This window comes from Moorena sp. SIO1G6 (genome assembly GCF_010672795.1).
Taxonomy (GTDB): Bacteria; Cyanobacteriota; Cyanobacteriia; order Cyanobacteriales; family Coleofasciculaceae; genus Moorena; species Moorena producens.
Map to the genome: position 1 here is coordinate 114,464 of NZ_JAAHFZ010000019.1, position 12,883 is coordinate 127,346.

16 protein-coding genes and 3 pseudogenes are annotated in these 12,883 nt (G+C 43.9%); 10 read left to right on the forward strand and 9 right to left on the reverse strand.

Annotation, left to right across the window (positions count from 1 at the left end; all coding sequences use genetic code 11):
* The first annotated feature begins 24 nt into the window (after positions 1-24).
* Positions 25-474: a response regulator gene (locus F6K63_RS19410; RefSeq protein WP_008182291.1), complete on the forward strand. Its 450-nt coding sequence runs from the start codon at positions 25-27 to the stop codon at positions 472-474.
* A 16-nt stretch (positions 475-490) separates the two neighbouring features.
* Here F6K63_RS19410 and F6K63_RS19415 read toward each other — a convergent pair whose 3' ends face one another.
* Positions 491-628, reverse strand: a complete 138-nt coding sequence (locus F6K63_RS19415; RefSeq protein WP_287254924.1) for a hypothetical protein — start codon at positions 626-628, stop codon at positions 491-493.
* Positions 629-656: 28 nt separating this feature from the next.
* Complete coding sequence (locus tag F6K63_RS19420; protein WP_287312933.1) at positions 657-2,879, reverse strand: APC family permease; 2,223 nt, start codon at positions 2,877-2,879, stop codon at positions 657-659.
* Positions 2,880-3,119: 240 nt separating this feature from the next.
* Between F6K63_RS19420 and F6K63_RS19425 the strand changes: the two genes are divergently transcribed.
* Both F6K63_RS19425 and F6K63_RS19430 read left to right on the forward strand, forming a co-directional pair.
* Positions 3,120-3,296 (forward strand): hypothetical protein, encoded by a 177-nt coding sequence (locus tag F6K63_RS19425; RefSeq protein WP_008182297.1) that lies wholly within the window; start codon positions 3,120-3,122, stop codon positions 3,294-3,296.
* Positions 3,297-3,820: 524 nt separating this feature from the next.
* Positions 3,821-4,189: a DUF6464 family protein gene (locus F6K63_RS19430; protein WP_008182299.1), complete on the forward strand. Its 369-nt coding sequence runs from the start codon at positions 3,821-3,823 to the stop codon at positions 4,187-4,189.
* Here the strand turns inward: F6K63_RS19430 and fmt are convergent, their stop codons facing one another.
* Both fmt and F6K63_RS19440 read right to left on the reverse strand, forming a co-directional pair.
* Complete coding sequence (gene fmt / locus F6K63_RS19435) at positions 4,190-5,191, reverse strand: methionyl-tRNA formyltransferase (protein WP_008182301.1); 1,002 nt, start codon at positions 5,189-5,191, stop codon at positions 4,190-4,192.
* 411 nt (positions 5,192-5,602) lie between these two features.
* Positions 5,603-6,346, reverse strand: a complete 744-nt coding sequence (locus F6K63_RS19440; RefSeq protein WP_229414431.1) for an OmpA family protein — start codon at positions 6,344-6,346, stop codon at positions 5,603-5,605.
* Between the two features lie 243 nt (positions 6,347-6,589).
* On the opposite strand from F6K63_RS19440, the gene F6K63_RS19445 reads away from it, so the two are divergent.
* On the forward strand, positions 6,590-6,784 hold the full coding sequence (locus tag F6K63_RS19445; RefSeq protein WP_287312934.1) for a hypothetical protein: 195 nt from the start codon (positions 6,590-6,592) through the stop codon (positions 6,782-6,784).
* A 159-nt stretch (positions 6,785-6,943) separates the two neighbouring features.
* A complete protein-coding gene (locus F6K63_RS19450) occupies positions 6,944-7,864 on the forward strand; it encodes a hypothetical protein (RefSeq protein WP_008182310.1) in 921 nt (306 codons plus the stop codon).
* Between the two features lie 66 nt (positions 7,865-7,930).
* Here F6K63_RS19450 and F6K63_RS19455 read toward each other — a convergent pair whose 3' ends face one another.
* The 3 genes from F6K63_RS19455 to F6K63_RS19465 form a co-directional block, all read right to left on the reverse strand.
* Complete coding sequence (locus tag F6K63_RS19455) at positions 7,931-8,164, reverse strand: hypothetical protein (RefSeq protein WP_008182312.1); 234 nt, start codon at positions 8,162-8,164, stop codon at positions 7,931-7,933.
* Positions 8,165-8,234: 70 nt separating this feature from the next.
* On the reverse strand, positions 8,235-8,843 hold the full coding sequence (locus F6K63_RS19460) for a hypothetical protein (protein WP_008182313.1): 609 nt from the start codon (positions 8,841-8,843) through the stop codon (positions 8,235-8,237).
* A gap of 161 nt (positions 8,844-9,004) precedes the next feature.
* The gene (locus F6K63_RS19465) at positions 9,005-9,535 is read right to left on the reverse strand and encodes a thylakoid membrane photosystem I accumulation factor (RefSeq protein WP_008182315.1); all 531 of its coding nucleotides are present in this window, start codon (positions 9,533-9,535) and stop codon (positions 9,005-9,007) included.
* Between the two features lie 868 nt (positions 9,536-10,403).
* On the opposite strand from F6K63_RS19465, the gene F6K63_RS19470 reads away from it, so the two are divergent.
* The 4 genes and pseudogenes from F6K63_RS19470 to F6K63_RS37325 all read left to right on the forward strand — a co-directional run bounded on the left by F6K63_RS19470 (position 10,404) and on the right by F6K63_RS37325 (position 11,590).
* Positions 10,404-10,553, forward strand: a complete 150-nt coding sequence (locus F6K63_RS19470) for a hypothetical protein (RefSeq protein WP_287312935.1) — start codon at positions 10,404-10,406, stop codon at positions 10,551-10,553.
* A gap of 272 nt (positions 10,554-10,825) precedes the next feature.
* Positions 10,826-11,071 carry a hypothetical protein gene (locus F6K63_RS19475; protein WP_008182319.1) on the forward strand — a complete coding sequence of 82 codons (246 nt, stop codon included), beginning with the start codon at positions 10,826-10,828 and terminating at the stop codon, positions 11,069-11,071.
* A 12-nt stretch (positions 11,072-11,083) separates the two neighbouring features.
* Positions 11,084-11,443 (forward strand): annotated as a pseudogene (locus F6K63_RS37320) (choice-of-anchor W domain-containing protein); the annotation flags it as partial.
* 12 nt (positions 11,444-11,455) lie between these two features.
* Entirely contained in the window at positions 11,456-11,590 is a 135-nt protein-coding gene (locus F6K63_RS37325; RefSeq protein WP_324293467.1) for a PEP-CTERM sorting domain-containing protein, read from the forward strand.
* Here the strand turns inward: F6K63_RS37325 and F6K63_RS19485 are convergent.
* Both F6K63_RS19485 and F6K63_RS19490 read right to left on the reverse strand, forming a co-directional pair.
* A pseudogene (locus F6K63_RS19485) lies at positions 11,532-11,948 on the reverse strand (IS607 family transposase); the annotation flags it as partial. The gene F6K63_RS37325 and the pseudogene F6K63_RS19485 overlap by 59 nt on opposite strands.
* 12 nt (positions 11,949-11,960) lie before the next feature.
* Positions 11,961-12,149 carry a hypothetical protein gene (locus tag F6K63_RS19490; protein ID WP_008182324.1) on the reverse strand — a complete coding sequence of 63 codons (189 nt, stop codon included), beginning with the start codon at positions 12,147-12,149 and terminating at the stop codon, positions 11,961-11,963.
* 579 nt (positions 12,150-12,728) lie between these two features.
* Here F6K63_RS19490 and F6K63_RS19495 point away from each other — a divergent pair.
* Positions 12,729-12,883, forward strand: a pseudogene (locus F6K63_RS19495) (IS630 family transposase); the annotation flags it as partial.

Below are 12,883 nucleotides of genomic sequence, written 5' to 3' on the forward strand. Positions count from 1 at the left end.
CTCAACATAAAAAAATCAGGAATTATGAACTATAGAAATACTATTCAGCGGATTGAAATATTGCTAGTGGAAGACAATCATCGTGACGTAGACTTGACCAAAGCTACTTTAAAAAATAGCAATACTCGCAACAATATCCAGACTTTTACCAATGGTAAGGACGCTATGGCATTTCTACGTCGAGAATCCCCTTATACTAAAGCACCCCGTCCCGACGTAATTTTGCTGGATTTGAATCTACCAGTGATGGATGGTCGTGAAGTGTTAGCACAGATTAAATCTGATCCAAAATTGAGTTTAATTCCAGTGATTATTCTCACCTCCTCAGATTCTGACCAGGACATCCTCACAAGCTACAAGCTAAACGCCAATGCCTACGTCACTAAGCCCTTTGAATTAGACCAGTTTCTCAAAGTATTGAAGTCAATTGAAAACTTCTGGCTAAGTATTGTTAAACTGCCACCCAAAAATTAAGCATTGCCAATTCATGCTATAGGGTTTGTATCTGGTAATAGGTAATGGAGACTTGGTAGTTAACGATTACCAAGTCTCCATTACCTATTACCAAAAATACCGAGACTATTTTATCAGTGATTAACCAGACTTGATAGTAATAGTCAATTGGCAATTAAAAATTTTAAATTGCTGTTAGTATACTACAAATCTTCACTGAGAACTTCATGGAAAGCAAACCCAGGGGCAGCCAGTACAAAGACAATGGTAGGAAGACCAGCAGTTTTTTGTTGTAAGCTTTCGTAATATTGAGTAAACTTATCGTCTGGTGTAGCCATACCCATAAAGATTAAGTCAGCATCAGCCGATGACTCATGAAGAATAGCATTAAAAGAACGCCCTTGGGAAACCAGCACCTGACAAATAACCCCAATCCGCAACTGTTTCACCCAATTACTTAGGTTTGCCCGTGCTGCTTGAGCTGCTATTTCATTAGGAAGCACCAAATTGAGGTAAATCTCAGCATTTTGCCACTTCAGGTCGCTGCGCAATAGATAGGCGAGGAGCAACATCAGGCTACCATTGGCTTGCTTACCGCCCCACCAAACATCAATCCGTTGACGACTACCGAAACCCTGCTCCCGATTTTCCCGCAGAATCACTACATTACGCTTTGCCTGGTGTATGTGAGTAATCAAGCGACAGTAAGGCTGGCGACGGCTAAGGGTTTCGTTATCCCCGAGTAAAACTGTATTGGGAACTAGTGGTCCTATACCGTAAGTTTCCACCAGTTGCCGGGCTCCGGTAAAGGGATCCGGTGCTGTTACCAAGCGCACTAGAGCTTGTACACTACGCCGTTCGAGATACTCACTGATGGTTTGTTCTAACTGTGCCTGCTTAGCAACACTATGGGAACTACTGGGTAAAATACTCGAAACGGTCACTAAACCGCGATTATGGGTCAGAGCATCGGCTAACTCTATCAAAGACCATCGTTTAGTGGGAGCTCCCGACAGCACCAAGATGTGGGGTCGCCAGTTTTTCGGATCAGGGTGATGACTAATCTGAAAAATACCAGTGCGCAACAGTGCCATCCAAATGCCCCGGCGTACATCCCCCCAAGCTGTGCGCAGTTCCCGCTGCTGTAGCCAAAGGTAAACCCCTAAGACAATAACAGCTGCTGCCACTGTGGCAAAGGCATTTATCAAAAACATTACGATCAGGCAACCCAATGCCCCTAACAGTGACAGAAACCAGTTAACTTTAAAGGAGGGTCGGAAGGAAGGACTTTGCAAAAAGCCCTCAATGGCAGCTGCTACATTCAACACCAGATAGGTGGTCAGAAAGAACATACTTAGCACTGGTGCAATGATATCTAATTGACCAAGGCAAACTGCTGCAGTAGCGATTCCCAACGTTACAGCGGTACCAATCCGTGGTTCATCATCTCGTCCACTACCCGTACCTAGGAATCGCATCCAACGGGGTAATACCCCATCTCTAGCTAGTGCCTGTAAAATCCGGGGAGCGCCCAGAATACTGCCTAAGGCACTGCTGAGAGTAGCACCCCATACCCCGAGTAGGATTGACGGACCCCAAAATGCCATCTGCCTCATAATCAGAGGATTGGCAATTAGGGCTTCTCCCCCTACCCGCATCGATAGAATAATTGGTAAGATGATATAAATAGCATATCCTGTGCCTACTGCTGCCAGAGTACCGATGGGAATGGCGCGGATGGGGTTGCGTAGATCACCGGACATATTCACCCCAGCCATGATACCGGTTACGGCAGGGAAGAAGACAGCAAAGACACGCCAGAAGGATTCTTTGGAGGTCACCCACAGCTCAATATTAGCTACATCATAAGGGTAATCATGGTTACCGACTAATAGAGCAATTAGGGATAGCGCTATCGCAGCCATAATAAAGTATTGAATACGGATGGCAAGGCTAGCGGAAGTCAAAGCCAGTATTGCCACTAAAATAGTAGTAATTAGCGCTACATAAAGCTGGTTGAGCTGGGGAAAGGTCTGAACTACGCTCTCGGCAAAACCAATAGTGTATAACGCGACTGAGAGAGCTTGGGCAAAGTAAAGGGGAATTCCTACTGCACCGCCAGTTTCAATTCCTAGGGAACGGCTAATCATGTAATACGCACCACCAGCCCTAACAATGCGGTCAGTTGCGATCGCAGAAATAGACAGAGCCGTCAAAAAGGTAATACTGGTGGAGAGGGTAACAATGATTAGGGTACCCACTAAACCAACATTACCAAGTACCCAACCAAAGCGCAGGTACATAATAACCCCCAGGATGGTGAGAATCGAAGGAGTATAGACCCCACCGAATGTTCCCAAACCTGAAGTTTTTTCCTGAGTAGGCTCGACAACAGGAGATGAGCGGCGACCAAACAGTAACTTCATATGTCTAAAACATGAATATAGTGCATTAAGCTAATCTGACTATAGGGAATATGGCATAGGGAACAGAGATTTTGATTCCTTTGTGGTGGGCGAAACGCCCATGAATTTCTGACTTGAAAATAGCCCTGAGGCAAGGAAGTGCGTTAGTCCTCAGTGAAATACCAGAGATGTTCATACTGTGTTGTAAATGAATTTTTGATGGGGGTATAACTGGAAAATTTTTCAAGTCCTTGACAGACAATGCCAGTTGGTGAATTGATCATGGTCGATGAACAACTCCACCAGTTCTACCCCCAAGCCACAGACATTGGAACTCAAGGATGTTACAACGTTGGTAGCCTGGGCTGTTGGTTCAACTTGGATGAATTTCACACCACAGGAATAACTGCTGTCATGGGGTTTTGGGCAAACAAGTAGAAACTGCTAATGGAACGAAGAGAACAGAAACAATAGTCTTTTAATCTGACAGTCTTTTAAGCTGACTACAGAATTAACTTGCTAAATTCCCAACTTTATGCACCCCAATCACGAATTTAAGGCATTTTTTGCTCAATGACCAATTTACCAATATGGGTAATATCAACTCCGGTTAATCACTTCGTTGATCAATCCAGTCTTCAATCTAGCAGCAGTGTGTTATAATTCACCGGAAAATTCTATGTATAGCAGTCGCCAGGGCAGTTAGGACATGACAAAAGTCTCACACCCTTTGTAAGCGATGCAGAGGTGCGACCCGTGGCGAATTTAATTCGCCAACGGAAAGCGCACCTAAGCGGTCTTGGGGGTTTCCCCCATGAGCGACTGCATCAAGAAGCGCAAGAGTTTGACTTCTGACAAATGACTTCTGACAAATGACTTCTGCTATAGAATTCTGTTGGGCTAGATAGTCAGCCCACAGCCTGCGATACCATTCAACTGTAGCGTGAATGACAATAAGCACTATGGAGCCTGATTCTCTACCCACGGAGTTAATTTTGACGCACCCACGTCAGACCATTGGCAATGTTCAACTGGATTGGATACCTCAACCCGGTAACTATCTCGACTTTAAAGGTAAAACCTACACAGTTTTAGAGCGCCGCCACCGCTACTGTCTTAAGTCAGGGCGCTATCGTTTGCATAAAATTGCTCTGTATGTGCAGTCTTTTGGACACCCTAGTGAAAAAAGCCTGCTCCAGGGGCGTTGGGTGATTGGGGATGCCAGCTGCTATTTCAATGCTCACTCTGAATTGATTCGTTGTGCTGTCAATCCAGACGGACCCTGTGATTCTTGCCGCTTTTACGAACCCTTGAACACTGAAACTCACTAACTAACTATTACCTAGAACTTCTCCTACTTCTAAACGCATACCATTGGCAAAATCCCAAGCAGATTGAGCACGTTTGCCAGCTAATTGCACTTGCTGCAACAACAACATTCCCTTTCCAGTTTGAATAATTGGACCGATTGTCTTGGCAATCTTTACAACTTCTCCAGGACGACCTGAACCAACATCAAGAGTAGACCACTCCTGCGATCGCATTTTTAACTGTGAAGGCAACTCGGATAAGTAAGCGGAATCTAAGGGAACAGTGGCACTGATTTTCAGAGATTTACCCCGAAATGAGGTGACGCAGTTCGGGAAAAATCCCCGGATCTGATTGTGTAACTCCAAGTTAGAGCGTGACCAATCTAGGCCATAATCTGACTTTTGAATCAGTGGTGCATAGGTAGCCAATGAGTCATCTTGAGGAATTGGTTGGATTTCCTGTAACTCTTGCTTGAGGAGGGTTTCAATCAACAAATCAGCTCCCAAATTGCTCAGAGTTTGTGCCAAATCCTGGGCATTATCCAATAGTCTAATTGGTGTATATGCTTTCAAGAGCATTGCTCCAGTATCCATTCCAGCATCCATCAACATCGTTGTGATGCCAGTTTGGGCTTCACCATTATAAAGACACCACTGGATCGGAGCTGCTCCCCTATACTTAGGCAAAATTGAGCCATGTACATTGATACAACCTGCCGTAGGCATATCCAGAATCTCTTGGGAGAGAATCTGCCCATAGGCAACCACCACAAAAGCATCAGCCTTTACCTGCCTTAGCTGAGTTAGGGTTTCCCTATGCTTTTTCAGGCGCTGCGGTTGCCAAACTGGTAGTTTATGTGCTAAGGCTATTGATTTCACTGGGGAAGGAATCAGCTGGTTACCACGTCCTCGACGCTTATCTGGCTGAGTCACCACACCCACCACCTCAAATTCAGGATGGTTCAACAAACCTTCCAAACAAGGTAGAGCAAATTGGGGAGTACCAAAGAATACAACTCGCATCTAGAAATTACCAATAACTAATGGGTTGTTCGCGTAGCGTGGCCTTTTGGCCAAGGTTAGCTGGTTTCAGGTTAGCTGGTTTCAGGTTAGCTGGTTTCAGGTTTCAGGTTAGCTGGTTTCAGGTTAGCTGGTTTCAGGTTTCAGGTTAGCTGGTTTCAGGTTAGCTGGTTTCAGGTTTCAGGTTAGCTGGTTTCAGGTTTCAGGTTAGCTGGTTTCAGGTTTCAGGTTAGCTGGTTTCAGGTTAGCTGGTTTCAGGTTAGCTGGTTTCAGGTTAAAGGTTACAGCTTGCCAGTTATACATCCAGCTTTGAGTTGTTAAGGCTCTAATCTTCAACCTACCCTACACCGGACGCCCAAGGGAAACAACCAAATAACTTTCAAGCAAATAACCAAATAAGCTTCTGACTAATGACTAATCCACAGCAATTTCCACCCTACGATTGCGTTGCTGATTAACCTCAGTATCATTAGCGACCAGAGGACGAGTTTCTCCGTAGCCAATAATCAGCCAACGGTATGAATCGTCTAAAGCGCTACTAAGATACTGCTGAACTGCTTTAGCACGCTCAAATGAAAGGTTTCGATTCTCTTTGGCTTCGCGGGGGTTGTCGGTGTGGATAGCAATTCGGATTGTACTACTGGGATAGGCTTGCAAATCTGTGACAATTTTGTCTAGGATCAAACCTGCTTCTGGACGTAACGTACTTTTACTTTCCTCAAATAAAATATCACTGGGCAACGTGACTTTCAACTTGTCGGCAGCCAAGGCAGCTAGTCGATTGCCATTGCTATTACCAACTAATGGAGCATTGCTACTTGGAGTCGATGGTTCCTTCAGAAGCAAAGTGATCGCTTGGATGCGCCTTTCAAGAGATTCATTCCCTCCCGAGGTTCCCAACTGAGTTTCCAACATTGTCACGTCCTCACTCAATCTCTTCATTCGCTTGTCTAACTCACTTAGTTGAGCTTTGAGCTGGACTCTTTGAACTGGTGTCAATTGTTTTAGTGGATTGGCTTCCGTTGGTTCCCGAATTGAACTAAAATTGAAAAACGTTGATTCTCCCTTGTTATCCAGATGCTCCAGTAATTTTAAGATCAGGGGTTTTTCTGGATTCGGGTTAGGGTAAGCATTGGCAACAACAATGCCAAATATCACGGCCAAGCCACTCCCTACGCCTAGCAGTAGTAGCCTGAAAATTAAGATTAGTAGGCAGTTCAGTATACTTATTGAGGTTTCAGGTCTGGTATTGGTGTTGGAAGTAGCGGGTTGAGTCACACCGAATTTTGTTAGATCTCCTTCTACATAATGAGGCAGGATGCTCCAATTGTACTCCGTTAGGGGTCAAGCGCAGGTATTTTACATTATAGAAGAATTCAAAAAAACAAGGTTGAATTCCACATGGCTATCATAACACTAAAACCTCCAAACCAACCAGTTAATTCCAATGTCAAGCCTGACAACTTTTGTGTGAGGGCTACCCACTTCAGCCAAGACCTCTTAGGGGAAGGAAAGAGTGTTAATTTTTTATTTTTCCCTGGCTTATTTTATTTGTCTGCTTTCGGTAGCTTGATAGTCGAGGGTTTAGGTAACTGACTGAGCCGAAGTGTAAAAAAACCCGTTCGTAATGCAGGTTCGGACGGGGTAGTTGATCACTTTTTAACCTTTTAAACCTAAAGTTAAGGAACTATATTCTAATTTCTTGGGGTTGCTCCTCTAACTAGAAACGCTAATTAGTAACTGAAAGACTAATCAATGTTGAAAAGGCAATTGAGTTTATCAGGATGGCTTAAAAATCAACCACTAGGACTATTGTTAGCAACTTTGATGTTGATAACATCTAGCCTATTTGCTGAGAAAGCCAAGGCTAATGAATCCTTCCTAGCCAGTCAATCATCGGTGCTATCTTCCCAGCCTTTAAGGGAAGTAACAGAAGCTATCAAACCTGATCTAACCGAACCATACGTTCAGAGTGACCCGCTCAACAGTCCTTATCCTATTCCTTGGAATTGGGTCTTGGAAACCCACGCTGAACTGGTTGCTAATCAGAGTTTTGGGTTTAGGTACTATCGCAGCCAATCACTAGTTTCTCCTGATGGCAAGTATGCTGCCTATAGTCGCATTCAACTACAAGGACAGCCAGAACTGTACCGCAGCCGCATCAGTAGTGTGATGTTTCTAGAAAATTTGCAGACTGGAGATTTGCGCATCATAACTGCATCTTCTCCCTTAGCTAACCATCAGGCGCGACCCAAGGGCAGTTTACCTGCCCATTGGAACGCGCGCCTTAATAATGATGATAAATTAAGCGGCGCAATCGCTATTCTGATTCCCGTGTCTTGGACAGAGTCAAGCGATCGCCTTCTAGGGCGGCAATTTGAAGGTTTTTTTAATACGTCAGATGCTTCTGATTACGCAGTAATTTGGGATCGCAACCAAAATACTGTGACCACCTTGGCTCCTGAGCGCATTCATTATACTAACGCACTGTTGCTAGGCTGGAGTCAAGCTAATCCAGATCAAGTGCTATTTCAGGCTGGTGAGTTGGGCAATGAGTATTGGCCAATGTGGTCTGTTGAACCCAGTGGTTACACTGCTCTTACCTTTGAGGATGAACCTATGGTTTATGGTGAATCAGTAGAACACATTTGGTCTGGTTCCCAGGCACGCTGGTAATCACAAAGGATGAAGGATGAATTATGAAAACTCATCCTTCATCCTTCACAATTCATAGTTTCCCAATTACCTTTGGTGTTGTGCTACCAATTTTTTTAGGTAAGAGTAAGCTTCTTCTGGTGAAAGAGTGAAGATTTGACCTTTGCATAGAATTTCGTACCTTCCTAAGTAATAACCATGTCCCCCAATTAAACCCATCTTTGCGGCTTGATTGCCAAGCTTGGTTAATTCCTGTCGAATTGAATAGTCCAATTCTTCTATTTGTTGATCAATAACTTGATTAATAGTTTGTTCTTTCATGTTTGACCGCTCCTAGTATATTTATAATACTGCTTTATGCACCCACAACCCATCGACCTGGCGATAGCGGTCAACAAATTGGGCACTTGCCTGGATTAACTGCATGAATGTACTCACTTCCTGATGTCGGCCATCCCCGTTTATAGGATGCTTCCTCAGGTTTCCCCCAACCTAGCTGCAATATAATTTCCCAAAAGTTGTAATTCTTATATTCATAGAGATTTGCCCATTCCGTTTTATGGGCGACCTCTTTTACATCATTGGGCATAATTTTTTGATAGTCTTTACCAAAATTAATACTTAGGTATAAGTCCATACCTTGGATGCCTGTATACCAAAACTCTAAGAGGTCAGCTTTGGCAGCTTTGAGGATTTTCAGGTCACTCTCTAGGGCGGCTAACTGCTCGTCAATAGCAGGATAACGTAGAGTCTTTCCTTTCATAGTCAGTTCGCGCCAAATAATGCCTGAAACTTGGTGTTGCCGTTGGTAGCTGTGAACTGCGGCTTTAAAGTCGTTATAAGCACTGAACTTTTGAATTCCCTCCGGTTTCAGAAAGCGATCAATCACAGGGTTGCCAGACACCGAAGCTGCCAGATTAAGACGTTGCCCATTCATGCACGAACGACGCTCTTGAGCCAAAATTTTGATTAGCTCCTGTGTGCTGTAAACCTTGGACATCAGCACGGATGTTAACTGTACTTACAAATAGCTTAACCCGTAAACGTGACCAAAAAATAGGGTAAACGGCAATGGCAGTTCACTGATGACTAAAACAATTGTCTTCATGTTAAGTTGTTGGAGTTTCATCGGATGGATGTCTAACCAGTAGGCAAATTAAATCACTCTGATGTTAACTGAGCATTAATATCATTGACAGTGCGCAGCTTTAACTCCACGGATTCTGAACGGGGCAGTAAGTTAAACACTTCCCGAAACACATCATCTATCTGTTCATAAGCAACTTGTCCAATTTCATTGAGTACTACCTCTGCCTTTTGGTCAATCATTACTGTCTGGGGAATTAAATCTTGGTAGTAGTATCCCGCTTCTGTGGGTGTATAGGTAGCGTCGGGTAACAAAGTGTCGATGTTGACTGGAATAAAACTCGCGGCCCTACCATAAGGCTCCTGTAACTTAGAGATAGTGACAGAATATAGCTTGCAATCCCTACTGTCATCTAAGTAGAACACCAACAAAGCTGGCTTTTTCCTGCGCAAAGAATCTTCTAAGGTAATTCGTGGTGGGACTATAGAGCCATTACCAGCATACAGAGCAAAAATATTACCATCAAAGCTGTCATCATCGAAACTTGCTAATGCTGATGGTGTTCCCAGTAGATACCAGCAGCTCAGTAAGCCGACAAGAATCAATAGGCATTTGGAAACAAATCTGCGCCTTACACAGCAACTATATGTAATAGTCCTGTTTCGGAATCTTGCTAAACCGTCTATCATACCGAATTATTAGCCCTTATCTCAAATCCGAGGTGAATCCAAGTCCAAGGGTTTCAAAAATCGCAACAATCACTATAGCAATTGTAATTCAGTTGTGAACCCTAGTGCAGGAATATTGGCTGCACTACCAGGATAACTAGACTTAGGGCTACGCTAGTAGTAGCAGCGGCAGGGGCTTTGGGCAAGAATTAGCCCAAGTTTTGTACCAAGAAGGGCTTTTTTGTAAGCTTCCCCACAGCTGTAAGCCGGGGGCTTTCCCGGACAAAGCAAGGGTGTTGGTTTCAGTAGCTAAGCGCAGACTTAACGCGCCCAGATTCCCGATTGATTGAACCTAAGGGTTAAGTGCCGAACCTCAAGGCTGGCTTACTCTACGGACATCTCCGCCGCTTCTACAACCGAGTCATTTCTTTAAAGTTACCGTAAGGATAGGGTCGCCTTATTCCATGAGTTTTAACCCTTTTCTACTTAGCCTGCCGACTATAAAGGCGACCCTATCCATCGGTTTCGTCTTTAGACAGCCCCAATACTTCTAGCAAGGGTACCACTCGCCGATACTAACCTACACTGGCGCGCCGTTTACGACCTTCCCGTAGGGTCGGCAAAGCCTAAAGTAGAGTGTAAGAGTGCATTTGAGTCTATTTTTATTCTACATCAAAATTCTGGATATTCCGAAAGATTTATTAGCCAACTTCAAGGGTATTGAACCCATCAGCTGGCTGCGGGGGATTATCCCTCCCTATACCTAAAGGTAAGGGCTTCCCATCCCCCGAGCCCCCTTGTTTCGGTGATCGAGTACTTTGGTCAACTCTTGACTCTGACCCTGAATCGGCTCAAGTCCCAGAACCAGCAGCAACTACAGGTGCGACCCGTGGCGAATTTAATTCTTAATGGGTCAAGGGCACAAAGAGCGGAAAGCGCACCTAAGGTTTGTTAGGGCGCTAGCTTTGTTGGATATCAGCTTTTTGTCCAAAGGTCGTGGCAGGTAGGGTCGATCTTCGTCAACTATTAATACAGATTTCAATAAAGTTAATACAGATAGAACGTTAATACAGAAATACGGATAGAAAGCAAACGCGAGGCTCTTAAGGCCAAAGGCCACGCTACGCGAACAGAGCCGCTACGCGATCGCAAACACTCAGTCTCGATACTTTGATCAGTTGTTACTGCAATAACAACTAATACTCCATATAGGCAAGAGAAATAATGATGACTCGTAATTTACTATTAAGTTTGGGAGTGTCAGCACTAGGACTAGCTTTTACTCCCTTTGGAGCCAGTGCGTTTACGATTGGTGGTAATCTGACTGAAACAGAGTTCCAGAACCTAGATCCCGACATCTTCCTGTCTGCCAAGAGTCGTTTTGGGTCTGGAACAATAGGAGGAAACACTTTTGAGCTAGATATCCACAAGGTTAACGCTAGTGGTGGTTTTACTAACTTAGATCAGAAATAATTTAATTGGGTCAGTGGTGAAGCGGTTGATTTCTTACTGGAGTTCGATGGTATTTCTCAACTCACCTATACCGTTGGTGACGTGGTTCTTTCGTCTACAGTTACAGAGGATAACTTCTCAGATTTGTTTCTACGGACTAGTGCTCGTAAGAATAACAGCAGCATTGTACTGAGCAACTTGATGTTAACCGATAGTGCCATGTCTGCTAGTCTTCCTGACGCATCCAGTGTTTGTAGTAATCCTAATGATTGCGGTTTTTTTGATGCACAGTATTTACACATCAGTAACGTTTCAGGTGCTTTCACCCTCACTGGTCAATCAACTATGACCATGTCAGTTGAGAATCGGCCCACACAATCTCGACTAGCGTATCAGGTTAAATTAGTGGCTGGTGAGCCGGGAGACAAGCCCCCTGTTGATGTACCAGAGCCAGCTACGATGTCGGTGTTTTCCCTAGGTTTTATGGGTTTGGTTCTAACTGGTACTCGTCGCCGCCATCAGCTTGGAGTTCAGCGATAATTTTTTCGATCTTTTTCTTAGCATGATCTTGCCTGTACAACCTAGCAGAGAATGACTTGATAATAGCAATCAAATCCTGCATCAACTCGTCTTTACCCTTATCTACTTGGTTGACAATTTCTAACTGAATACCTAAACGATACAGCATAATCTCCAAGTAATTGATGCCGAATCTAGCCAGGCTGTCTTTATGCTCTACTAGTAAAATGTCGTAGCCATCAGAATGCATAAGAGTGGCTAATTGTTTACGATTATCGTTGAGTCCACTTCCTACTTCTTTGATAATTTTGACAATCGTGTAACCTTTAGCGATCGCATACTGTTGAAGACGTTCAACTTGAAGCTCAACGTCTGACTTATGCTCAGCAGATCAGACTCGCCCATAGATAGCAACTCGTTTGGTGTTTGATGGCTGGGTTTTCTGTTGATGGAAGTACTCAACGATGACTGAGCCACTTTCGGTTTGGAATGCTGGATGAGGCAACTTACCTGCCTTCCACCATCTCCAAGCCGTCTGGTAGCTTACTGCCATGTGTTTGGCATAGTCTTTGAGTCGCATCTGTGCTAATTACCTCCCTTGTGAGAGATTAGCACAGATGTTTGTTTATGACTATATTTTATGAATACAACAAGAGGAATAGATAGAATCATCAACAGTAGCCAAAACAGTCTGCCCAAGAAAGAAAATTGGCCATGAGCTGATGGCGACAGCCCCGCGCTCTACCCGTGCTTAGTGAGCGTCTTGAAGTTACCGTAAGGATAGGGTCGCCTTAATCAATGGAGGCCCGCTTTCCCCTTGAAGAATTAAATTACGGGGTCGCGCCTCAAGTTTTAACCTTTTTCTGCATAGCCTGCCTTGGGAGTTACCGTAAGACAGGCTCGCCTTATTACACAATTTTTAACCTTTTTATTCATAACCTGCCGACCATAAAGGCGAGCCTGTCTAAGGTTTCATCTTTAACCATAAAGGCGACCACTACTATCGGTTTCGTCTCTGGGAAGGATATCTTGGGCATTGGAGCGAAGCGGAATTGTGAATCAGGCGTATTTTGATTTTTTACATACGGCGGTTTGCATAAGCTGTTCGGCATTTAAATTGGTATAATAAAAATTAATAAATAACCCAATAATAGGAAATATGCCAGCAAAAAATTATCTGACACAAGAGCAAAAAACAATACTTCAAAAAGCCTTAAAAATAGAAGAAAATGGAAATATTAGAGAACGTATTTTAATTTTGCTGTTGTTGAATAGTGGAAAAACACAGTTAGAAATTGCTGAAGTTTTGGGTTG